The 22,958-nt window shown below is 47.9% G+C and carries 18 protein-coding genes and 2 pseudogenes; 16 read left to right on the top strand and 4 right to left on the bottom strand.

The window, feature by feature from the left end; genetic code table 11:
- Positions 1–61 precede the first annotated feature (61 nt).
- The 9 genes from TRNA_RS38840 (at position 62) to TRNA_RS38800 (ending at position 11,979) form a co-directional block, all read left to right on the top strand.
- A complete protein-coding gene (locus TRNA_RS38840) occupies positions 62–829 on the top strand; it encodes an ABC transporter ATP-binding protein (protein WP_044051841.1) in 768 nt (255 codons plus the stop codon).
- Between the two features lie 223 nt (positions 830–1,052).
- A complete protein-coding gene (locus TRNA_RS38835) occupies positions 1,053–1,781 on the top strand; it encodes a response regulator transcription factor (RefSeq protein WP_003185174.1) in 729 nt (242 codons plus the stop codon).
- Complete coding sequence (locus TRNA_RS38830; RefSeq protein ID WP_003185173.1) at positions 1,778–3,535, top strand: sensor histidine kinase; 1,758 nt, start codon at positions 1,778–1,780, stop codon at positions 3,533–3,535. Before TRNA_RS38835 ends, TRNA_RS38830 begins: the two co-directional genes overlap by 4 nt.
- A 176-nt stretch (positions 3,536–3,711) precedes the next feature.
- The gene (gene uxaC / locus TRNA_RS38825; RefSeq protein ID WP_009329570.1) at positions 3,712–5,133 is read left to right on the top strand and encodes a glucuronate isomerase; all 1,422 of its coding nucleotides are present in this window, start codon (positions 3,712–3,714) and stop codon (positions 5,131–5,133) included.
- A 35-nt stretch (positions 5,134–5,168) separates the two neighbouring features.
- Complete coding sequence (locus tag TRNA_RS38820) at positions 5,169–6,557, top strand: glycoside-pentoside-hexuronide (GPH):cation symporter (RefSeq protein WP_003185170.1); 1,389 nt, start codon at positions 5,169–5,171, stop codon at positions 6,555–6,557.
- A 79-nt stretch (positions 6,558–6,636) separates the two neighbouring features.
- On the top strand, positions 6,637–7,635 hold the full coding sequence (locus TRNA_RS38815; protein WP_003185168.1) for a LacI family DNA-binding transcriptional regulator: 999 nt from the start codon (positions 6,637–6,639) through the stop codon (positions 7,633–7,635).
- 60 nt (positions 7,636–7,695) lie between these two features.
- Positions 7,696–9,165 (top strand): tagaturonate reductase, encoded by a 1,470-nt coding sequence (locus tag TRNA_RS38810; protein WP_003185166.1) that lies wholly within the window; start codon positions 7,696–7,698, stop codon positions 9,163–9,165.
- On the top strand, positions 9,165–10,655 hold the full coding sequence (locus tag TRNA_RS38805) for a UxaA family hydrolase (protein WP_003185163.1): 1,491 nt from the start codon (positions 9,165–9,167) through the stop codon (positions 10,653–10,655). The genes TRNA_RS38810 and TRNA_RS38805 overlap by 1 nt, the downstream gene beginning before the upstream one ends.
- Before the next feature lie 13 nt (positions 10,656–10,668).
- Positions 10,669–11,979 (top strand): glycoside hydrolase family 28 protein, encoded by a 1,311-nt coding sequence (locus TRNA_RS38800; RefSeq protein ID WP_003185161.1) that lies wholly within the window; start codon positions 10,669–10,671, stop codon positions 11,977–11,979.
- Positions 11,980–12,016: 37 nt separating this feature from the next.
- On the opposite strand, the gene TRNA_RS38795 is transcribed toward TRNA_RS38800, so the two are convergent.
- A complete protein-coding gene (locus TRNA_RS38795; protein WP_003185158.1) occupies positions 12,017–12,925 on the bottom strand; it encodes a LysR family transcriptional regulator in 909 nt (302 codons plus the stop codon).
- 160 nt (positions 12,926–13,085) lie between these two features.
- Here TRNA_RS38795 and TRNA_RS38790 point away from each other — a divergent pair, with 160 nt between their 5' ends.
- The gene (locus tag TRNA_RS38790; RefSeq protein WP_009329569.1) at positions 13,086–13,781 is read left to right on the top strand and encodes an MOSC domain-containing protein; all 696 of its coding nucleotides are present in this window, start codon (positions 13,086–13,088) and stop codon (positions 13,779–13,781) included.
- A 42-nt stretch (positions 13,782–13,823) separates the two neighbouring features.
- On the opposite strand, the gene TRNA_RS38785 is transcribed toward TRNA_RS38790, so the two are convergent.
- Both TRNA_RS38785 and TRNA_RS38780 read right to left on the bottom strand, forming a co-directional pair.
- Complete coding sequence (locus TRNA_RS38785) at positions 13,824–14,615, bottom strand: SDR family NAD(P)-dependent oxidoreductase (RefSeq protein ID WP_009329568.1); 792 nt, start codon at positions 14,613–14,615, stop codon at positions 13,824–13,826.
- 98 nt (positions 14,616–14,713) lie between these two features.
- Complete coding sequence (locus tag TRNA_RS38780) at positions 14,714–15,394, bottom strand: GntR family transcriptional regulator (protein WP_003185152.1); 681 nt, start codon at positions 15,392–15,394, stop codon at positions 14,714–14,716.
- Positions 15,395–15,773: 379 nt separating this feature from the next.
- Between TRNA_RS38780 and TRNA_RS38775 the strand changes: the two genes are divergently transcribed.
- The 6 genes and pseudogenes from TRNA_RS38775 to TRNA_RS43445 all read left to right on the top strand — a co-directional run.
- A complete protein-coding gene (locus TRNA_RS38775) occupies positions 15,774–16,724 on the top strand; it encodes an ABC transporter substrate-binding protein (RefSeq protein WP_003185150.1) in 951 nt (316 codons plus the stop codon).
- The gene (locus TRNA_RS38770) at positions 16,687–17,751 is read left to right on the top strand and encodes a FecCD family ABC transporter permease (RefSeq protein WP_011198279.1); all 1,065 of its coding nucleotides are present in this window, start codon (positions 16,687–16,689) and stop codon (positions 17,749–17,751) included. Before TRNA_RS38775 ends, TRNA_RS38770 begins: the two co-directional genes overlap by 38 nt.
- Positions 17,744–19,027: an ABC transporter ATP-binding protein gene (locus TRNA_RS38765; protein ID WP_003185146.1), complete on the top strand. Its 1,284-nt coding sequence runs from the start codon at positions 17,744–17,746 to the stop codon at positions 19,025–19,027. Before TRNA_RS38770 ends, TRNA_RS38765 begins: the two co-directional genes overlap by 8 nt.
- Positions 19,028–19,212: 185 nt before the next feature.
- Positions 19,213–20,115 (top strand): 4-hydroxy-tetrahydrodipicolinate synthase, encoded by a 903-nt coding sequence (dapA, locus tag TRNA_RS38760; protein WP_011198278.1) that lies wholly within the window; start codon positions 19,213–19,215, stop codon positions 20,113–20,115.
- 4 nt (positions 20,116–20,119) lie between these two features.
- A pseudogene (locus TRNA_RS38755) lies at positions 20,120–21,289 on the top strand (iron-containing alcohol dehydrogenase).
- 296 nt (positions 21,290–21,585) lie between these two features.
- A pseudogene (locus tag TRNA_RS43445) lies at positions 21,586–22,025 on the top strand (4-hydroxythreonine-4-phosphate dehydrogenase PdxA); the annotation flags it as partial.
- Between the two features lie 37 nt (positions 22,026–22,062).
- Here TRNA_RS43445 and TRNA_RS38735 read toward each other — a convergent pair.
- Positions 22,063–22,809: an SDR family NAD(P)-dependent oxidoreductase gene (locus TRNA_RS38735; RefSeq protein ID WP_003185138.1), complete on the bottom strand. Its 747-nt coding sequence runs from the start codon at positions 22,807–22,809 to the stop codon at positions 22,063–22,065.
- Positions 22,810–22,958 lie beyond the last annotated feature (149 nt).

Genomic DNA, 22,958 nt, shown 5'->3' with positions numbered 1-22,958 from the left:
AAGGGAAGGGTGCAACGTGTCTCTTTCAACAAACAACCTGGGGATCGGCTACGGCGAACAGATGATTGTCGAAAACTTAAACCTCCACATACCAAAAGGAAAAGTGACGACCATGATCGGTCCGAACGGGTGCGGCAAATCAACCATATTAAAAACGATGGCGCGCATACAGCGTTCGCGAACGGGCGCCGTTTATTTAAACGGCAAAGCGATCCACCAAATGTCGACGAAGGATGTAGCCAAACAGATGGCGATTCTTCCGCAGACGCCTGAGGCGCCAGGCGGTTTGACCGTATATGAGCTCGTTTCTTACGGCCGTTTTCCTCATCAAAAGGGAATGGGCAGGCTTTCGGCCGATGACCGCCGCATGGTTGAATGGTCTCTCCAAGTGACAGGAATGTTGCCTTTTTATGACCGGCCGATCGAAGCCCTTTCTGGAGGACAGCGCCAGCGCGTCTGGATTGCGATGGCCCTTGCCCAAGAAACGGAGCTCTTGCTCCTTGACGAACCGACAACCTATTTGGACTTGGCGCACCAGCTTGAAATTCTGCAACTGCTGGAAAAGCTCAATCAAGAAGAAGGCCGAACGATTTTGATGGTCATTCACGACCTCAACCATGCCGCCCGCTTCGCTCATCATATGGTGGCGCTGAACCGGGGTGCGATTGTCAAAGAGGGCGCCCCTCATGAAGTCATGACATCAGAAGTATTAAAAAAGGTGTTTCAGATTGATGCTGAAATTATATTAGACCCGCGCACAGGAAAACCGGTGTGCCTGACTTACGATCTATTGAAAAAAGAAGAGGATCAGAGGCTGGCAACCGGATGACAAAATCCCAATAACAAAAGACCTTTTTGGGATTTTGTCAACAATCTGGACAGACATCGGACAGATGTCTGTTTTTTTATTCCATGATTTCGTAAAGTAAAAAATCATTTCTAAAAAAGTTTATTTTTACTTTAAAATCAGAAAATGTGTGCCGATATAGATATAATAGATGGTAAGATGAGGATATAAAATACATGATATAGACAGAAAGGAAAGAAGGATTTTGGAAAATGCGACAATTTTGATTGTGGACGACGAAGACGCCATTGTTCAAATGGTCAAGCGCGTCCTCACGAAGGAAGGATTTTCAGAAGTTCTGACCGCAAGCAGCGCAGAAGAAGCGCTCGACATCGTGAAAAAGGACACCGTGCACTTAATACTTCTCGATGTCATGATGCCGGGACAGACAGGATTTGATGTATCTCCTGAAATCAGGCGGCACACCAACGCTCCGATCTTCTTCTTGACGGCGAAAACATCCGATCTCGATAAACTGTCGGGTTTTGCCTACGGGGCTGATGATTATATTACAAAACCTTTTAATCCTCTGGAATTAATCGCCAGGATTAAAGCCCATTTAAAAAGAACGTATATACATAAAGAAGTTGCAGCTGCTTCAGTATCTTCAGCCTACGAATATGAACGCTTTATATTTCATCCCGACTTTGCGGAGCTGATCGTGGACGGCGAAACGGTCAGCTGCTCGGCGCAGCTGCTCCAGCTCCTGCAATATTTTTGCGATCATCCGAACAGGGTGCTTTCCAAGGATCAAATTTATGAAAAAGTGTGGGGCGTTCCATCTTATGGAGACAGCAACACCGTCATGGTACATATCAGAAAGCTGAGGGAGAAAATCGAAAAAGACCCGAGCAGCCCCGAATATATTGTCACGATTCGCGGCCTTGGATATAAGTTCGTTCCCAATCCTGCACGAAAAGAGAGCGAAGGATGAAGCTCAGAGGAAAGCTCGTTCTCCACTTTGTCAGTCAGATTTTTTTGATTCTCGGTCTTGTTCTCGCGACCTTGCTGTTATCCTTCATTTTTTTCGCTCTCCGATTAAGCGAGAGCGAAGCGGATACAGGCTTGGCAAAAGCCACTTCAGACACGTTTGAAAGCTGGGTCAGCGTGGATGACAATAACAATTGGCAGATCGAAGATATCTTGAAATCGGCTATCGACAAACAGGGAGGCTGGCTTCAAATATTAGACGGCAAGGAGAAAACCGTTTATTCCTACCGTCTTCCTGCGGAAATTCAGAGGCAGTACCACAGGGAAGACCTGGTATCCGTTTTTGATAAAAAAAGAATTAAAAAATATCAAGTCAACTTCTGGTCTGCCAATTTCAATGGTGAAGACTACGTGATTTTATTCGGATGGGAGTCGAAAAGCGATACGATCCTGTCCTATTTGGAAAAAGAAGAGAAGGATATGGCAGACCTTTCTTCCTATAAAAAAAGCACGCTTGATTTCATTAAGAAAAACAAAGGGTCCGTCTATTTGTTCAGCGAAAAAGGGAAAATGCTGGACTCGATCTACCAGGACATAGATTACAGCCAGGGAATCAATGAGCTGGAGCTTTTAAAATACGGATCAAAGCCATGGAACTACGAGCACGAGTTTTCATACAGGCGATTAAGCGCGACAGAATGGCTGATCGCCGCTACGCCGAACCCGATTTTTAATCCGGATCATGAGTTCAACAGGACGATGATCGGGCTCGCTTTAAAAATCGTTCTCATCGTGATCGGCGTTCTGATCTTATTGATGTCTTCTATGACCATTTGGTATTCTTTCAGATTCGGCATGCCGATCATCCATACGATTAAATGGATCGTCAACCTTTCAAAAGGGCGATTTGAAGAACCGAGAAACCGGAAAGGCCGCCCGCGAAGCCGGAACAAAAAAGGGAAGCGAAAACAGCCGTACCGGCTGTTCACAGAAGTGTTTGAATCGATGGAGCAGCTGACGGAAACGCTGAAAAAAGACGAGCAAAACCGCAAGAAAATCCAAACGACCCGGGAGGAATGGATCGCAGGGCTCTCCCATGACTTAAAAACGCCGCTCAGCACGATTTACGGCTACAGCATGATGCTGGAGTCTCCAAACTATGAGTGGTCAAAAGAGGAAATCCGCGAAATCGGCCAGGCGATGAAAGAAAAGTCGGACTACATGTCACAGCTAATCGAAGACTTGAACTTGACGTACAGGCTGAAAAACGACGCTTTGCCGATTAAACGCCAGACAGTGAGGCTCGTGCCGTTTTTAAAGAGCTTCGTTGAGGAGTTTAAGCGCCATTCATTTTCAGAAGGGTACAACGTGTCTTTTGAATACAAGCAAGTAGATACCGAGTTTGCGATAGACAGGGGCTGGTTCCGAAGAGTCTTGGAAAACCTCCTCGCCAACGCCGTCAAGCATAACAAAAAAGGCACTGACATCAAGGTGATCCTTGAAGAATCCAAGCAATATATTATTCTTAAAATTCAAGACAACGGAAGAGGCATGGACTCTGAAACCGTCTCAAATTTATTCAACCGCTACTACAGGGGAACGCATACAAAAGATGCGACAGAAGGAAGCGGTCTCGGCCTTGCTATTTCTTTGGAACTTGTCCACCTGCACGACGGCTGCATCGCAGTTGACAGCCGGACAGGCCGAGGGACGGAAATTACGATGGAATTTAAGAAAAACCCTAAAGCCGCCAAATAAGCGGTATGAAAAAGAAGAAGCCAAAGGTTATTGCCTTTAGGCTTCTTTTATGTTGAGAAAATAATGGAAAAGAAGGCGCGGTTAGTATAAAATAAGATTAAATGTTAACGTTCACATTATGCTGCAGATGGTTTTGTTAACGTTAACATTTATAAATAAAGAAAGGTGGAGATTCTGTGAAGCCGTTTTTGAATGACGATTTTCTTTTAACGAATGAAACGTCGAAAGTGTTGTACCATCAGTATGCAAAAGGAATGCCGATCATCGACTACCACTGCCACTTGAGCCCGAAGGAGATTTACGAAAACAAAACGTTTAAAAACCTGACCGAAGTATGGCTCTACGGTGATCACTACAAGTGGAGAGCAATGAGGGCCAATGGAATATCCGAAGAGTTTATTACAGGAGATGCGTCAGACGAGGAGAAATTCAGCGCCTGGGCAAGAACGGTTCCGATGACGATTGGAAACCCGCTCTATCATTGGACCCATTTGGAGCTGAGGAGGTTTTTCGGCATCGATGACCGGCTTGATGAAAAGAGCGCGCCGCATATTTGGGAGCGGGTTAACGAACAGCTGGCCGGAGGAGGGTTCGGCGCCAGAGACTTGATTGAAAAATCAAACGTTGAAACGGTTGTCACGACAGATGACCCCACAGACAGTCTTGAATATCATGTAAAGCTGAAAGATGAAGACTTTAATGTAAGCGTTTTACCTGGATTTAGGCCAGACAAGGCGATGGAAATCAATCAAGAGGGTTTTGCCGCCTGGGTGAGAAAGCTTGAAACAGCTAGCGGTATGAAGATAGCGAATTATGACGATTTTTTGAAAGCGCTTAAAAACAGAATTGACTTTTTCCATGAAGCAGGCGGACGGATATCGGATCATGCCATCAATCAAATGATGTACACGGAAACAGATGAGAGCGAAGTGCGCCCGATTTTTGCAAAGGTGATGAACGGGGAAAGCGCCTCGCCTGAGGAAGAGTGCAAATTCAAATCCTTGACCTTGCACTTTTTGGGAACATGCTATGCGGAGAAGGGCTGGGCGATGCAGCTCCACATTAACGCCCTCCGCAACAACAGCAGCAAAATGTACCGGAAGCTCGGGCCTGATACGGGATATGATGCGATTAATGATCAGGATATCGCAAAGCCTTTGTGCAGCTTTCTCGATTCTCTTGATCGAAAAGATGCGCTGCCAAAAACGATCTTGTATTCTTTAAACCCGCGGGACAATGTCGTGATTTCAAGCCTTTGCGGAAGCTTCCAGGACGGCCGGATACCGGGGAAAATCCAGCACGGTACCGCCTGGTGGTTCAACGATACGAAAGACGGCATGCTCGAACAAATGAAATCGCTTGCCAACATCGGTCTATTGAGCCGTTTTATCGGTATGCTGACTGATTCGCGCAGCTTTCTTTCCTACACAAGACACGAATATTTCAGGCGCCTGCTCTGCGATGTTATCGGCACATGGGTTGAGAACGGCGAAGCGCCGGATGATATCGAACTGCTGGGCCGGATCGTAAAAGGGATCTGCTACGAAAATGCAAAACACTATTTCCAGTTTGAAGTGAAAGATCGTTTGAAAGCTTAGATTCACAAATTGGCTAGCAGAGGAGCTGCTTTTTCATGGAAATATCGACGAACAAACAAACCGAAACAGTCGCCGTCACTCAAGAGAAATTAAGTTTAAAAGAAAAGGTTTCTTACGGTTTTGGAGATTTTGGGAACGGATTTATGTTTGACCTTGGACAGCTCTATCTTCTGAAGTTTTTTACGGATGTTGCCGGCATTCCGGCGGCGGCAGCCGGAGGCATTTTTCTTGTGAGCAAACTTTTCGCCGCTTTTGTCGATCCGATTGTGGGAACATCGATCGACTACAGGAAGAATATCGGCCCGAAAGGCAAATTCAGGCCGTATCTGCTATACGGAAGCTTTGTGCTTGCGATTTTGACGATATTGACCTTCATCTCGCCGAATCTGTCACCGACGGGCAAACTCATCTACGCTTATGCCTCATACATGCTTTGGGGTCTCGGCTATTCCTTTGTCAACATCCCTTACGGCTCGCTCGGGGCTGCCATGACGCAAAACTCGGTGGAACGGACTTCGCTTGCTTCCTTTCGCCAAGCCGGCTCGCTGGGCGCCCTGTTTGTGACGAGCATTGTTGTCATCCCGATGATTGTCAGGTTTGACAACCCTGCGGTTGCCTATCCGGTCGTCATGGGGCTGATGTCTTTTCTGGGTGTGTTGTTTTTCTACATTTGCTACAGGAACTGTCAGGAACGGATCGTCGTAAAAGATGAGAAGTACAAACAGGAAAAAGTGACATTCAAAGCGATTTCAAAGACGTTTTTTACGAACAAGCCGCTCCTTACGCTAATATTCATGACAATTTTTACGATTTCAGCCTATAACCTTAAATCCGCGATGCTGATTTATTTCGCGCAGTATAACCTCGGGAACGCCGAACTGATGGCCTACATGAATTTCATCATCATCGGCTCATCCTTTATCGGCGTCATCATGCTGCCGAAGCTCGTGAAGCTTTTTGGGAAAAAGCATACCGCCATTTTGGGGCTCGCGGTTTCTGTCTGTGCCGATCTGATCAATTTTTTCGCACCGGGCAATGTCTTTGTTTTTACGATTCTCGCAAGCATCGCCTTCATCGGCATCAGCATTCCGAACGGAATCACCTGGGCATTCGTATCAGATGCGATCGATTACGGCGAGTGGAGAACAGGGGAACGGAAAGAAGGAACGGTATACTCGCTGTTTAATTTTTCGAGAAAGCTGGCTCAGTCGCTCTCCGGCTTCCTGTCAGGGATCGGTCTCAGCATCATCGGCTATGTGCCGAATGCGGCCCAAAAAGCGGGGACGCTGCTCGGCATTAAAGCGATTCTCCTTTTGTATCCGGCAGCAGCGCTGACGGCGGCCATTCTCGTTCTCGGCTACCTGTACCGTTTGACGGATCAGAAGCACGCCGAAATGGTCGCGGAAATCAAAGCGAGAACATAGCGGAAATTCACTTTCTAAAAAGCGCTTTTGATATGGTAAACTGATGGTAACAACAGCAAGAAAAGGCGGGTAAAAAACAATGTCAGTAACGATTAAAGATATCGCCAGGCTGGCGAATGTATCGCACACCACAGTATCCAGAGCGCTGAACAACAGTCCGCTGATAAAAGAGAACACGAAAAAGAAAATACTCGACATCGCAGCCGAAATGAATTATAAACCGAATTTTAATGCGAAAAGCCTTGTCACGCAAAAGTCTTTTACGATCGGCCTGTTTTTAACAAGCCTGACAGACGGGACGTCTTCAAGTTTCTTTGCAGACATCCTGCGCGGCGTCAACAAGGTGATCGATGAAAACTATAATATGGTTGTCAGGGGAATCGACGATTATCATGATTTGTCATCCATTCACCGCAACCGCTATGACGGCATGATTTTAATCAGCCAAAGCGAACAGGATCAGGCTTTTATTGAGCATGTCCTCAAACAGAATATTCCGGTCGTCGTGCTGAACAGAAAAATCGAAGGGCACTCCGTTGTCAATATACTGGCGAATGAACACGAGGGCGCTTTCCTCGCTGCTTCATACTTGATCAAAAACGGCCACAAACAGATCGCCATGGTGCAGGGGAAAGAAGGCTTTAAATCGTCTCAAGAAAGGAAAGGAGGCTTTCTTCGCGCGCTTCGCGACTCAAACCTTGATATGCCCGGCGAATACCTCGTTCAAGGCGATTATACGATGCAAAGCGGCTTTCGCGCGGCTGAAACGCTGCTAAAGCTGAAGAATCCTCCGACAGCCCTGTTTTGCGCCAATGATGATATGGCGATCGGCGCGATGAACGCCCTCTATGCAAACGGGAAACGCTGTCCTGACAATATGTCGATTATCGGCTTTGACGATAGCGGATTTTCGGCGTATACGACACCGTCATTGACGACGGTAAAAAAACCGACTGAAAAAATCAGCATGCTTGGTGCGGAAAGCCTGCTGTCATTGATCGAAAACCCGCAGGCAGAAGGCGGGCAGACGCTCATCAGCACGGAGCTGATCATTCGCAATTCAGTTAAGCATCTATAGCATCATTTTTTTGATGCGCTGTAAAATGTGAACGTGTGCAGAAATGAGGAGGGGATTGAAATGGAGAGGCTGTCCAAACGGATAAGGTCTAAGCCGAGCCGCCCCGAACGGATTTTGCAAATCGGGGAAGGTAACTTTATGAGGGGGTTTATTGACTGGCAGATTCATAGATTGAATGAAGAAACCGATTTTAACGGCAGTGCCGTCGTCGTGCCTCCGCGCCGCGGTTCAGTAACGGCCTTTCAAGAACAGGATGGGCTTTACACGCTTTATCTTGAAGGTTTCCGGGAAGGACGGGAGGTTCGCGATTCTGCTGTCATTACATCAATCAGCAGAGTCGTCAGCAGCTATGAGCATTATGATGAATTTATGGAGCTGGCCGATCTGCCGGATTTGCGGTTTGTATTTTCAAATACGACAGAGGCCGGCATCATTTATATCGAGGAAGACCGTCTGTCCGACCGTCCGCAGAAAAGCTATCCAGGGAAGCTGACTGCACTTTTATACAGACGATACATGACTTTTCAAGGAAGCAGGGAAAAAGGTCTGGTGATCCTCCCGTGTGAGCTGCTTGAGGATAACGGGAAAATACTGAAAGACATTGTGCTGCGCTATACAAACGCGTGGGCGCTTGAACAAGGGTTCATCGATTGGCTTGAAGAGGCAAACGTGTTCTGCAATACGCTTGTGGACAGGATCGTACCGGGATTCCCGAAAGAAAATGCACACCGGCTTGAAGAGGCGGCCGGCTATCACGATTCCTTGATGGTGAAGGCGGAGCCGTATCATTTGTTCGTGATTGAAGGGCCGAAATGGCTTCGAGACGAGCTTCCGCTTCATGAGGCCGGTCTGAATGTCGAGTTTGTCCAGGATGTGACGCCGTACAGGATAAGAAAAGTGAGAATTTTAAACGGCGCCCATACCGCGATGACGCCGGTCGCTTATTTGGCAGGCCTTGAGACGGTTCGCGAAGCGGCTGAAGACGAGCTTATCGGCTCATTTGTGAAAGAGCTGATCCAGCGGGAGGTGCTCGAGACGATCGATATGCCCGATAGCGAGCTTGACAACTACGTGGAAGAGATTCTCGACCGCTTTAAAAACCCGTTTATCCGTCACAAGCTGATCGATATTTCCTTAAATTCCTTTGCAAAATTCAAAGTCAGAAATTTGCCCGTCTTAATGGAATATGCGGAACGAACAGGCAAACTTCCGGCTCGAACCGTATTTGCTTTAAGCGCCTTAATTTATTTTTACCGAGGCCAACGGGATGGGGATGATGGGGCCATTCCGCTGTCTGACGACGATGAGGTGCTGGCTTTCCTCAAACGGCTCTGGACGGAAGAGACAGACGTTTCGAACATCGCATTCCATGTTCTTGGGTTTGAAAAAGTGTGGGGGCAAAATCTGAACGACATGCCCGGATTGACGGACAAGACGGCTGAATATTTAAGGGACATGAAACAAACGGGAATGAGGAAGGCGCTGGAAAAAATGATGAAAAGCCAAATGGCTGAGCTGGGGGACATGTAATGAAAGACTGCTTGATGATCAATCCTCAAGATAATGTCGGCATTGCGTTAAGAGAATTGCAGACCGGTGAAACGGTCACTGTCGGAGAACGAACCATCGTGATCAAGGAACCGATTTTGAAAGGCCATAAGTTTGCTTTAAAAGACATCGCTGAAAATGAAAACGTCATCAAATACGGCTTTCCGATCGGGCACGCCACTGAAATGATTCAGACGGGAGAGTGGGTGCACACGAAAAATGTGAAAACGAATTTGGGCGGTGTCGAAGAATACAGCTACAAGCCGAAGTTTACGGAAAACCGCTATCAAAAAGAACCGCTTACATTTAAAGGCTTTAAACGAAAAGACGGAAAAACCGGGATCAGAAACGAGCTATGGATCGTCCCGACTGTCGGCTGTGTAAATGGCATTGCAGAGCTGATCATCAAAGAATTTAAGGCTGAGGTCGGCTCCATCGCCCCTTTTGAAAGCGTTCACGTATTAAAGCATCAGTACGGCTGTTCACAGCTTGGCGACGATCATATCAACACGAGAACGATTTTGGCGAATGCCGTCAACCACCCGAATGCAGGCGGTGTCCTTGTGCTGGGGCTCGGCTGTGAAAACAACAGCATTCACGAATTCCGCGAAGCGCTCGGCGATTACGATCACAGCCGGGTCAAGTTTCTGCTTTCCCAAGAGGTATCAAACGAAGTCACGGAAGGCGTCAAACTGTTAAAGGAAATTTATAAGCATGCAAAAGGTGACCACCGCGAAGATGTTCCGCTTTCTGAACTGAAAATCGGTTTGAAGTGCGGCGGATCTGATGGATTTTCCGGCATTACCGCGAACCCGCTGCTCGGCCGGCTCTCCGATTTTCTGATCGCCCAAGGGGGAACGGCGGTGTTGACAGAAGTGCCTGAAATGTTTGGGGCAGAAACGCTATTGATGGAGCGGGCTGAAAATGAGGAAGTGTTTCATAAAATTGTCCGCTTAATCAACGATTTTAAACAGTACTTTATCGATCACAGGCAGCCCGTCTATGAAAACCCGTCTCCGGGAAACAAAGCGGGCGGCATTACGACATTGGAAGATAAATCGCTCGGCTGTACGCAAAAAGCCGGCACTTCAAAGGTGGCGGATGTCCTTGAATACGGGGACGTTTTGAAAAAGAAAGGGCTGAACCTGCTGAGTGCTCCGGGAAATGACCTTGTTGCTTCATCCGCACTGGCCGCTGCAGGGTGTCAAATCGTTTTATTTACGACAGGACGGGGAACTCCTTTTGGCACCTTTGTGCCGACGATGAAAATTTCGACAAATACGGCGATTTATGAGGCAAAGCGCCATTGGATCGATTTTAATGCGGGAAAGGTGCTCGAAGACCGATCAGAAGATGACGTTTTGAAGGAGCTGACAGCGTATTTGATCGAAGTCGCAAGCGGCAGGCAGCTGAACAATGAGATAAACGATTTCAGGGAGCTTGCGATATTTAAAACAGGCGTCACATTATAAAGGGGGCGGTAACGTGAGTCTGCAGAAAATAAAAGAAGAGATTGTAAAGAAGCTGAAGGTTCCGGTATTTCCGAATCGCTCATTTGATGTCACATCGTTTGGGGCTGACGAAAACGGAAAAAACGATTCGACCGAAGCGATACAGAAGGCGATTGATCAAGCCCACCAAGCCGGCGGCGGAAGAGTAACGGTTCCTGAAGGCGTGTTTCTTTCCGGTGCGCTCAGATTGAAAAGCAATGTGGATCTTCATATTGCAAAGGGAGCGGTGATCAAATTCAGTCAGAACCCTGAAGATTATCTCCCTGTTGTGCTGACGAGGTTTGAAGGAGTCGAGCTCTATAATTATTCACCGCTCATCTACGCTTACGAAGCCGATAATATTGCGATAACCGGAAAGGGCACGCTTGACGGTCAAGGAGATGACGAGCATTGGTGGCCGTGGAAAAGAGGAACGAACGGCCAGCCTTCACAGGAAAAAGATCGGAACGCTTTGTTTGAAATGGCTGAGCGCGGTATCCCGGTCACTGAGCGGCAGTTTGGAAAAGGGCATTATTTGCGGCCGAATTTCATTCAGCCGTATCGCTGCAAACATATATTGATTCAAGGCGTCACTGTGCTGAATTCGCCGATGTGGCAAGTTCATCCCGTGCTTTGCGAGAATGTGACAGTGGACGGCATCAAAGTCATCGGACACGGCCCCAATACCGACGGAGTCAACCCGGAATCGTGTAAAAACGTGGTGATCAAGGGCTGCCATTTTGATAATGGAGACGACTGCATCGCCGTCAAATCGGGAAGAAATGCGGACGGCCGAAGGATCAACATTCCGTCGGAAAACATCGTCATTGAACATAACGAAATGAAAGACGGGCATGGAGGGGTCACGATCGGAAGCGAAATTTCCGGCGGCGTGAAGAACGTCATCGCAGAGGGCAATCTTATGGACAGCCCGAACTTGGACAGAGCCCTCCGCATTAAAACGAATTCGGTGCGTGGCGGCGTTCTTGAAAACATCTACTTTCACAAAAATACGGTCAAAAGCTTGAAGCGCGAAGTGATCGCCATCGATATGGAATATGAAGAAGGAGATGCCGGAGATTTCAAACCTGTCGTCCGCACGGTTGATGTTAAGCAGCTGAAAAGCATGGGCGGACAATACGGGATCAGGGTGCTGGCATACGACCACTCTCCGGTCACCGGGCTGAAAGTGGCTGATTCCGAGATCGACGGCGTCGATGTTCCGATGGAACTGAAACATGTGAAAGACCCCGTTTTTTCGAATCTGTATATTAACGGAAAACGCTATGACTCACACAAAGCCTAAACATAAATCCTCTGCAGACATGCAGAGGATTTTTCTTTTAACGCGGCGGCGCATCAGCGGTTTCGCTTTTGACCGAGGAAATCAGCAGTTTCATAAACACCCGGCTTGCAGCGCACATATGCTTGTTTTTACGGTAAACGATGCTGATCTCCGTCGTCAAATCCGGCTTTTGTATCGGAATCGTCTGAATGGATTTATTTCCAATAGCATTAAGATAGCCTTTCGGCAAAATGGTGGCGCCGATGCCTTTACCGACCATGTTCATGATCGATTCCATCGTTGTCATTTCCATGACCGGCCGGGGCTCGAATCCAAGCGTGCGGCACTTTTCGTTGATCAGCTGCCGCAAAAAATACGTCTCAGGCAGCAAAATGGATGGAATCTCCCTTAACACGTCAAGCGTGACAAACTGCCGCTTTGCAACCGGATTGTCAACAGGCGCCGCGAGGGCGAGATGCTGGGTAAGGAATGGGACGGCTTCTAAGTCACGATGTTCCACCCGCTGGGCTACAATGCCCAAGTCGAGCTCATTTTGCAGCAGCCGGTCGTAAATATCCCCGGTTCTCAGCCCTAAAACAGACAATTCAATATTGGGGTAGCTGCGGTGAAATTCGACCACGGTCCGGGGAAGCAAATAATTAACCACGGTCAAAAGCGCCCCGATTTTAAGCGTTCCCCGTTTTAAACCTTGAAGCTCGCTGATCGCGTCTCGCGCCTGTGACAGTTCATGAAAGATATTGTAACAGTGCTGGAGCAGAATATTTCCCGCTTCCGTCATCACGGTGCGTTTGCCTGAACGGTTAAACAAAGGCATTCCGATTTCGTGTTCAAGCAAACGGATTTGCTGGCTCAGCGAGGGCTGAGCGATATTCAGTTTTTCGGCGGCGCGGGTAAAATGAAGCTCCCGGCACAATGCCATAAAGTATTCCAATTGCTTTAGCTCCAATGCTCTTTCCTCCTCTCCATCTGAAAAACAGCCGAATTCCAATGATAGGTTTAACCTATTGTTTTTATAATAACGATTGAATAGTTTTATGGTAAGAGGTCGATTATACTTAAATCTCAAAAGGGGTTTGCAGGACATTTGAATGTAAGAGGTGATATGAATGGAATATGCCGATATCCTTTCGATCAATGTAGGGAAGCCAGAGGAAATTCAGTTTCAAAATAAAGCTGTGTCTACCGGAATATACAAGAAGCCGGCAAGCGGCCCCATCTTCCTGTCATCTACTAATTTCACGGGGGACGGACAGGGGGATCTCATTCATCACGGCGGCGCGGAAAAAGCAGTGTGCGTCTATCCGTATGAACATTATCTCTTTTGGGAAAAGGAACTGCAAAGAAAGCTGGAATACGGAGCATTTGGCGAAAATTTAACGATCAAGGGTCTGCTGGAGGATGACGTTCATATCGGCGACATCTTTCAGCTGGGTGCAGCTGTTGTACAGGTGAGCCAGCCGAGGCAGCCCTGCTATAAACTAACCGTAAGGTACGGTATGCCGGACATGATACTGAAGGTACAAGATACCGGATTTACGGGTTTTTACTTTCGCGTGCTGAAAGAAGGGTTCGTCTGTAAGGAGCATGGTCTGAAACGAATCTCACGCCACCCTAAAGGCATTACGATTTCATACGCAAATCGCATCAAGCATCATGAAAAGAACGATATTGAGGGCATCAAAAAACTTCTCGAGGTGGAGGAACTGTCGGCAAATTGGCGTGCATCATGTTTAAAACGGCTGAACGGCTTTGAGCCGGATGACCGCGAAAGGCTGACGGGAGGTCTGAAGCAGGGTTCTTAACCAAAAGGAAAAAATCCTCTGCCGACCGGCAGAGGATTTCGGTTAAATCGAGCGGATGATTCCGCCCTCCACTCTTTGAGCTGAACCGTTGATAGCCGCAGCTTTTTCGGAAGCGAGGTAGACGATCGTACTCGCCACTTCTTCCGGTTTTGCATAGCGCTGAATCAAAGAAGTCGGCTCATTCACTTTGAAATAATCTTTGACAAAGGTGTCTAAATCGGTTTTCTCCTGAGCGGCGGCACCTTCCATATAATTGGCGACGCCTTCCGTCCAGGTAGGTCCCGGAAGAACAGAGTTGACGGTCACATTTGTCCCTTTTGTCATTTCGGCCAAACCTCTTGACAAACTGATCAAAGCGGTTTTTGTCATGGAATAAGGGATCATCTGCGGAAGCGGTTTAATGCCGGCCTCGCTTGCCAAATTGAGAACCCTTCCCTTATTCCGCTTCAGCATGGCCGGCAAAAACGCGCGGCAAAGCCTAACGGCGCTTAAAACATTTACTTCAAAATATTTGAGCCACTCTTCGTCTGTCACGTCTGTAAAATCCTTCACTTCAAAGAAGCCCATATTATTGACGAGGACATCAAGCTCCCCGATTTCAGCGGTTTTTTCGACCAGTGCCCTGCTTTCTTCAGGATCGGATAAATCAGTGGCAATTCCGTGAACATTTCCGTGCCGGGAAAGCTCATCAACGACCGACTGGACCTTTTCTTCTGTCCGTCCGTTTACGATGACCTCGGCGCCTTCCGCCAAAAAGGCTTCCGCCGTTGCTTTTCCAATACCAGCAGTAGAACCCGTTACGAGCACGAGTTTGTTTTTCAGCTTTAAATCCATATGCCATCAATCCTTGTTTCAGAGTTAAGATGAAAGAAAACATCTAATAAACAGTATATCGCAGCTGGATACCGCGGTCGAAAATCGTGCTTGGCGCTTTATTGTTCCCTGCCTTTTAAAACTTTATGAATATCTTCCATCGGACGGAGCCAATTCCTTTTCATCACTTCAGCCGCCAATTTCGGATCGTTTTTTTCAAAAGCGGCGATGATTTTCCAATGCTCGGCGGCGGACTGCATTTTCGGAGCAGCAGGCCGATTGAAAAACACATACTTCATCCGTCTGACATGAAGCTGCAGAACGGCAGAAAACTGAAGAACATACGGGTTTTTAGCCGCTTCTGTAATCAAATGGTGGAACTGTTCGTCCAGTTCAGCTGCATCGTGGTTCCTTTCCTCTTTAAACGCGGTTTCGTATTGAGCAGCGAGTTTTTTGAGCTCGGCGATCTCTTCTTCCGTCAAAAGCGGCGCAGCCAGTTCTGCCGCCAAAGCCTGGAGATGTGCGAGCGGAGGATAGACGGCCAGCGCATCATCGGGATGAATGAGCGTGATCTTTGTTTCTTTTCCCGGCTTCATTTCCACAAACCCTTGGGATTCAAGGAGCTGAAGCGCTTCTCTGACCGGTGTGCGGCTGACGCCGAGCGCTTCGGCCAGATCGACATCCGTGACTTTTTCGCCGGGTTCAAGGGTTCCGTCTACAATCCAGCGCTGCAATTGGTGAAACGCTTTTTCCTTTGCTGAAAGTCTGACCTGAGGCGTATAGTTTTTCGGTATCGGCATAAAATCACCCTTTCTCTATATGCAATATATCGTAATTGTTTTAGCAAAAACAACGTTTTTCAGCTGAAAATCTCCTTTTCAGAATCTCATATACAGACCTGTGTCGATTATAGTATAATAATTCCGAAATTAGGATACGAATGAGTCAGAAAGGCGCTGCTGATCGGCAGCTTAAGAGGGGAAGCCGGCGAGAGCTCCGCTTAGTAGTTCGGACAGGCCGGGAGCGATGAACCAATAGCCGGAATAACCGCCTGGATGATGACCGCGTAATCTGCGAGGACAGATGCGTATAAGTGATGTGCACTTATTTGTACGTTCTTGGTTTGCTGCATCTTTACTGAGTAGAGATGTTTTTATTTTATCCCGAGGAGGAAGCAGGATGAAGAAGTTTGGGCTTTTATTGCTGTCGCTGCTGTTGGCTGCCGGCGTCCTTAGCGGCTGCGGCCAAGCGCAAAAACCGGCAGACGAGCAAAAACAGGAGAAGGCGGCTGAAGCGTTTCCGGTCACCATAAAAGATGCCTCAGGACAAGAGGTCAAAATTGAAAAAGAACCGAAGAAAATCGTCTCTCTGATGCCGAGCAATACCGAAATTACATACGCCCTCGGCCTGGGGAAAAAAGTCGTCGGCGTGACGGATTTTGATACATATCCAAAAGAAGTGAAAAACGTTGAAAAAATCGGGGGCATGGAATTTAATACGGAAAAAATCATTTCGTTAAACCCCGACTTGGTCCTGGCCCACGCTTCCAGCATGCAGAGTGCCGAAGAAGGGCTGAAGCAGCTGAAAGATGCAGGAATTACGGTGGTGACTGTAAATGATGCGGCCTCTTTTGAAGAGACGTACCGGTCGATCGAAATGATCGGAAAGGCTGCAGGCGCAGAGGATCAAGCAGCGAGCCTGGTCAAGAGCATGAAATCTGACCTGGCTGGCATAAAAGAAAAAGCGGCAGCCATATCTAAAGCAGATCAAAAGAAAGTATTTGTCGAAGTGTCTCCGGCTCCGGACATTTATACGACCGGAAAAGGCACCTTTATGAATGAAATGCTTGAAGCGATCCATGCGGAAAATGCTGCTTCCGCGCAGAAAGGCTGGGCCAAGATAACGGAAGAAGCGATCGTCAAGCTGAATCCCGATGCGATCGTGACGACAAACGGCGAATCCGCTGTCAGCGAAATTAAAAAACGGAGCGGCTGGAGCGGTGTCAAAGCCGTCAAAAATAATGAAGTATACGACGTGGACCCTGACCTCGTGACCCGTCCGGGGCCGCGATTGATCAAAGGGGTCGAAGAGCTTGCTGAACATATTTACCCTGACGTTTTTAAGAAATAACCGTTTTGCGGCATATGCCTTCAGCCTGCTGTTTTTGTCGGCATCCGTTCTTATGGGAATCTCTATCGGATCTTTGGAGATTCCCATTCCTTCTATTATGAAGGTTTTTTTGGAAGAATGGTTTGGCATTCAAGGGTTAAATCCCGATCCGACAGAGGCGAACATCATCATGAAAATCAGGCTCCCGAGGGTGGTTTTGGCCGCTCTTGTCGGCGCGGGTCTGGCTGCCGCGGGAGCCGGGTTTCAGGGGCTCTTGAAAAACCCGCTCGCGGATCCATATACGCTTGGCATTTCGTCTGGCGCGGCCGTCGGTGCCGTGGTCACGCTGTTTTTTGGGATTCAGCTGCCGGTGATCGGAAGTTTTACACTGCCGTTTTTAAGCGTTGCTGCGGCTGTTATCGTGATTTTTTTGGTTTTGTTTTTTGCGCGGCTCGTACACCCTTCGTTGACCCTGTCCGCTTTGATTTTAACAGGGATCATCTTCAGTTCGTTTTTGGGTGCGCTTATTTCTCTCATGATCGCTTTGACCGGCGATGATTTAAAACCGATCGTCCACTGGCTGCTCGGGAGCGTATCGATGAGGGGCTGGGGCTATGTCGCGTTGTTTCTGCCCTTTTTTGCTGCGGGCGCTGCCGCGCTTTTGATCAGCGGGAGGGAACTGAATGTGATGACTTATGGCGAGGAAAAAGCGAGGCTGCTCGGCGTGAATGTGAAGCGGAGTAAATATATCGTTCTGTTGGCGGGAGCTATTTTAACCGGCAGTGCGGTTGCTGTGTCTGGAACCATTGGTTTTGTCGGCCTCGTCATTCCGCATTTTATCCGGCTTCTGTCGATTACGGATCACCGTCATCTTCTGCCGCTCTCGATGCTGAACGGCGCTTCGTTCCTCGTGCTGTCAGATCTTTTGTCGAGAACCATTATCGAGCCGTCCGAGCTGCCGATCGGCATTATTACCGCATTGATAGGGGCACCTGTTTTCGGCTTTATATTAATTCGGCGCTACCGGGGAGGGCGAGTTCATGATTGATGTCATCCGGGTGTCCGGCGGATATGGAAAAACGGATGTCTTACAGGATATCAGTTTTGCTGTAAAGCCGGGTGAATTTTTAGGAATTCTTGGTCCGAACGGCAGCGGAAAAACCACTTTGCTGAAAATGTTGTCGGGAACAATTGCCCCCCGAAGCGGCGAGGTGCTGCTTGAATGCCGTTCAGTCGGGGAGTACAAAACGAAGGAGCTCGCTCGCAAAATGGCGGTCCTTCCTCAAAAAACGGAGCAGGCCTTTTCCTTTACGGTGGAGGAAACGGTACAGTTTGGCCGCTACGCGTATCAAGCAGGCCTTTTTCGGCAGCTGACGGCGGAAGACCATGATATCGTGAAGAGGGTGATGAAGCAGACAGACACGCTTCGCTTCGCCCAAAAATCCATCCATGAGCTGAGCGGCGGAGAGCAGCAGCGGGTGTATTTAGCGCAGGCACTTGCCCAGGAACCCGAATATTTGCTGCTTGATGAACCGACGAGTTTTCTCGATTTGTCATTTCAAAAGAGTCTGCTTGATTTAATGAAACAAGAAACGGCTGCATCCAAACTCGCAGTGGTCGGGGTGTTTCATGATGTGAATATTGCGAGTTTATACTGTGACCGTCTGCTCCTATTAAAAGATGGAAAAGCAGAAGTTCTTGACCGCCCGGAAGCAGCTCTTTCTGCTGGGCGCATCGGACGAGTGTATGATACGGACATCACTGGACTGGACCATCCTCAGCGTTCAAATCCGCAGTTTACAATTATGGCGAAAAACATCCCGCGGAAAACCGAGCCCCTCTTTTTAAAAGAGCGAATTGAACAATATTTGCCGCACGGCATCGCATTTTTGGCAGACCGCCCGCTGCGGCTTCTGTCCTCAGAAAGGGGCTTTGCTTGGAGACGAAAACTTATTTTCGACAGCGGAAATAACTCTGGATGGCCGCATGGCTCGTCAGCTTTTGAACAGGAAACGCTGTTTATCCAACATGATGCTGAATTGGCTGACTGCCATATTGTGTCGGAAAGCGGTGATCTTTGCATCGTCGGTATGAAAGACACGATGGGGCGTTTGATCATGTGGGTGTTAGTTGACGGCTGTTTGCAGGATGGTCAATTTGTGAAGGCGATAAGCGCTGCGGCATTTGCCGCAGCCCAGCATCATGTTCCGTGTAGTGATGTCCTTGTAGCGGCCACTCAATCCGGCCGGTCAGCGGATCAAACCGCTTTTTTGACACAAATTCAAAATAAAACAGCCGCTTGTGTGAAAGCTTTAAAAGATTAAATTGACCTGTCTTTTGACAGGTTTTTTTATTGTTTTAAAACGCATCAGCTGAAGGTGAGATTTTACTCTTTTGTTCCGAACCTAAAAAATGTTGCTTAATTAATCAAAACACCTTTATAATGAAATTTGAGAAAGCGTTTTACTATTTGATTGTTTAAAAATGCAACAGAAGGGAGCGAAGTCACTTGAAAGTAGAGGGAATTATCCCTGCCATACTGACACCGCTTACAAAAGAACAGGCCTTTCATCCGGGCGCAGCCGAAAAGCTGGTGAATCGTCTAATTGATTCAGGCGTCCATGGCATTTTTGCTTTAGGGACAAATGGCGAATTTCATTTATTCTCGCAAGAGGAAAAGCTTCAAATTGCCGAAACAGTTGTAAAAGCGGTTAATAAACGAGTGCCTGTTTTCATCGGAGCAGGTGAAAACAGTACTGAGGCGACCATTTCTTTATTCAATCAAATGGCGGATCTTGGAGCGGATGTTCTTTCGATTATTACGCCATACTTTGTTGCACCTTCGCAGGAGGAATTGTATCAGCATTTCCGCACGATTTCCGAAAATGTCGCGCTTCCTGTCCTGCTCTACAACATTCCGTCGAGAACAGGCGTATCATTGGAGCCCGAAACAGTTGAAAGGCTGGCGGCATTGCCGAACATCATCGGCATTAAGGACAGCAGCGGAAGCTTCGCCAATATTAAGGCGTATCTTGAGCGTACAAAAGAACAGTCCTTTTCCGTTCTGGCAGGAACTGATTCGCTGATCTTAGACACATTGAAGGCGGGAGGGACAGGAGCTGTGGCTGCCACAGCCAATGTGTTTCCGCACACCGTTGTTTCAATCTATGAATCTTTTAAACAAGGAAACATTGAAGAGAGCGAGCACTATCAACAGCAGCTGCAGCCGCTCCGTGATACGTTTTCACTCGGTTCACTGCCGGCGCCGCTAAAAAAAGCAGCGGAGCTTGCCGGCATCGACGTCGGACCGCCTAAACGTCCGATTGCAGAACTGTCGGGAGAGCCGCTGCTAAAAGTGAAAAAGATGCTGGAAGGCTACGGAATTGAAGCAAAACTGGCAAAGGAGCAGTAAGATTATGAAAACGCTTTATCATTTTCGAACGGCCGCCCGAATTGAGGCTGGTCCACATTCACTCAATTTGCTCGGCGATTACTTAGATCAAATTGGATTGAATCAGATTCGTTCGGTGTTTATTTTAACTCAGCCGTCGATCGTCTCTCTCGGCTATGCAGACCAAATTAAAGAAGGGCTTGCAAAGAAAGGCATCTCAAGTGAAGTCAACACGGATATACAGCCTGAGCCGACGGAGCAAAATATCGAACAGGTTTTTCAGCTTTTTTCTGAAGGAGGCCATGACGCGATTTTGGGAATTGGCGGAGGCAGTGTGCTTGATGCGGCTAAAATCCTCTCTGTTCTGAAAACAAATGAAAAACCGATTTCTGCTTTGATTGGCACGAATCTCGTTGAAAAGCCCGGCGTTCCGCTTGTGCTGATTCCGACAACATCCGGAACAGGGTCAGAAGTGACGCCGAATGCGATTGTAACGTTCCCTGAGAAAGAATTAAAGATTGGTATAGTCAGTCCCTATCTGCTGCCGTCGCTTGTGATTTTAGATCCAGTTTTGACGACCGGACTTCCAAAGGCAATCACAGCTGCAACCGGAATGGATGCATTTACACACGCACTCGAATCCTATATTTCCAACAAAGCAAATCCATTCAGCGACATGTTTGCGCTTGAATCTATGAGACTGATTTCCTCCAGCATTCAGCAGGCCTACCATCATGGAGATAACCTGGAGGCGAGAGAAAAAATGCTCATTGGCGCCATGTATGGCGGAATGGCCTTGACAAGCGCAGGAACAGCGGCGGTTCATGCGATGGCTTACCCTCTAGGGGGAAAATACAAGATTTCGCACGGTGTGGCCAATTCAATGCTGCTTCCGCATGTAACGGCCTTCAACGCGGATCATGTAACTGACCGCCTTTCGGACGTGGCCGGCGTAATTGGAATCGAGCCAAAAGGTTCGAAGTCCAGCCAAGCAGAGCGGGTTATACGAAAAATTGAATAGTGGACCGCCGATTTAAATATTCCGCAAAATTTAAAGACATTCGGGGTATCAAAAGAGGATGTGCCATCGCTTGCTGAGGCGGCTGCCGACGTCAAAAGGCTCATGGATAACAATCCAAAGCCGATGTCTGTTGCGGAGATTGAAGCTGTCTATTTGAAATTGCTGGATATGTAGGCTGCCCGGATCTGTACATGTTTTTCACCATGAGCCTGTAAGAGGCTCACAAACAAAGGGGGAGTTTGGGTGGATGTCTTAAGCGGTTCGATCATAACGTTTATTTTGGCAGTGATTGACTATGTACGTGTTCCGGAAACGTGGGCCGCTGCCGGTCAAGAATAAAGCCGTTTGAACGAGCGCGCGCGGCACTTGATGAAATGAATGGTATCCCTATATTGCATCATTTATGATTTAAGTTGGAGGGGCTGTCCCAATCGTTTGAACGGACTCTCTCGTAATGCGAAACGGGTGTAACGACAATTCAATTGGCGCATGACACGCTCATTCGCGAAGGCATTCCGCAGCCTAAAATCGCCGTGTGCATGAACCCTCACGCCGGTGAGATGGACATGGAGAAGAGGAAGAGAAAATTGTCCTTGCCGTTGAACGCGCACAAAGTGAAGGTATACAGGCATTCGGTCCGCTGCCCGCTGACACGCTTTTCTTCAGAGCAGTGAGAGGCGACTTTGATATAGTGGTGGCTATGTATCATGACCAAGGACACGGCCCGATTAAGGTGCTTGGCCTTGAAGCCGGTGTGAACATTGCAGTCGGCCTGCCGATTATCCGTACGAGTGTTGACCACGGAACAGCCTTTGATATTGCGGGAACCGGCAAAGCCGATCCTGCGAGTATAGAAGAAGCGGTGAGACAGGCGATCATGCTGTCCGGTACGCGTGAGCGGCATGCATAAAAAAAGAAGAGCCTTCCGATTAAGGAGGCTCTTCTTTTTAGTTCATATAGGTGCCGCCGTTAATATTAATGGTTTCGCCTGTCATAAAGTCAGATTTGTCAGAGGCAAGAAAGGCGACAACGTTTGCGACATGCTCTGGTGAGCCGAGCATTTTCAGCGGAATCCGTTCGACGACTGCTGCGCGGTACTCCTCGCTCCACTGCTTGCTCATATCCGTTTCAATCGGTCCCGGGCAGACGCCGTTGACATGAATGCGGTGTTCAGCAAGCTCCTTTGCCAAATGCATCGTTAAATAGTTGATGCCTGCTTTCGATGCACCGTAAGCAGGAGAGGCATTGTGATGCGGTGTTTTGCTCGTCGTAGAGCTCATGTTCACGATTTTTCCGCCGCCCTGCGTGATCATTTCCGGGATGACAGCCTGACACATGAGAAAGGTGCCGGTTAAATTCAAATCTATCACTCTTTTCCATTCTTCAAGCGACGTATCAACGGTCGTTTTGCGCAAATTAACGCCGGCATTGTTGACCAAAATATCGATCCGCCCAAACCGCTGTTTTGCCTCAGCGATGAGAAGCGAGGCTGTTTCTGGCAAACTTGCATCACCGGCAACATAAGAAGCGCACTTTCTCTCAGTATTCAATTGTGTACACAGGGACTTGAGCAATTCTTCGTTTGTCCCATTGATAACGACATTTGCCCCTTTATCCGCAAGCAACTCCGCAATGGCTCTGCCGATGCCGCGGCTTGCACCTGTGATAATGGCCGTTTGCTGATTAAATTCCATCCTCATCCCACCTGTCTTTGAATAAAACCGTTTACAATTCTATTATAAAAGCGAGTGTTTCTTTATTCAACGATACTTTGTTTCAATGATTGTTCCGGAAATTTGTGTTTCATAATGAAACGATCTATGCAGCCGTTATAAACAGGGTA

This window comes from Bacillus licheniformis DSM 13 = ATCC 14580 (genome assembly GCF_000011645.1).
GTDB classification, from domain to species: Bacteria; Bacillota; Bacilli; order Bacillales; family Bacillaceae; genus Bacillus; species Bacillus licheniformis.
The sequence above is the reverse complement of the archived record's forward strand: the minus strand, read 5'-3'. Positions and strand labels throughout refer to the sequence as shown.

Bases quoted from the DNA above. Each gene is read 5' to 3' on its own strand.
- TRNA_RS38840 (WP_044051841.1), top strand. From the start codon at position 62: ATGATTGTCGAAAACTTAAACCTCCACATACCAAAAGGAAAAGTGACG.
- TRNA_RS38830 (WP_003185173.1), top strand. From the start codon at position 1,778: ATGAAGCTCAGAGGAAAGCTCGTTCTCCACTTTGTCAGTCAGATTTTT.
- TRNA_RS38820 (WP_003185170.1), top strand. From the start codon at position 5,169: ATGGAAATATCGACGAACAAACAAACCGAAACAGTCGCCGTCACTCAA.
- TRNA_RS38815 (WP_003185168.1), top strand. From the start codon at position 6,637: ATGTCAGTAACGATTAAAGATATCGCCAGGCTGGCGAATGTATCGCAC.
- TRNA_RS38810 (WP_003185166.1), top strand. From the start codon at position 7,696: ATGGAGAGGCTGTCCAAACGGATAAGGTCTAAGCCGAGCCGCCCCGAA.
- TRNA_RS38805 (WP_003185163.1), top strand. From the start codon at position 9,165: ATGAAAGACTGCTTGATGATCAATCCTCAAGATAATGTCGGCATTGCG.
- TRNA_RS38790 (WP_009329569.1), top strand. From the start codon at position 13,086: ATGGAATATGCCGATATCCTTTCGATCAATGTAGGGAAGCCAGAGGAA.
- TRNA_RS38785 (WP_009329568.1), bottom strand. From the start codon at position 14,615: ATGGATTTAAAGCTGAAAAACAAACTCGTGCTCGTAACGGGTTCTACT.
- TRNA_RS38780 (WP_003185152.1), bottom strand. From the start codon at position 15,394: ATGCCGATACCGAAAAACTATACGCCTCAGGTCAGACTTTCAGCAAAG.
- TRNA_RS38775 (WP_003185150.1), top strand. From the start codon at position 15,774: ATGAAGAAGTTTGGGCTTTTATTGCTGTCGCTGCTGTTGGCTGCCGGC.
- TRNA_RS38765 (WP_003185146.1), top strand. From the start codon at position 17,744: ATGATTGATGTCATCCGGGTGTCCGGCGGATATGGAAAAACGGATGTC.
- TRNA_RS38735 (WP_003185138.1), bottom strand. From the start codon at position 22,809: ATGGAATTTAATCAGCAAACGGCCATTATCACAGGTGCAAGCCGCGGC.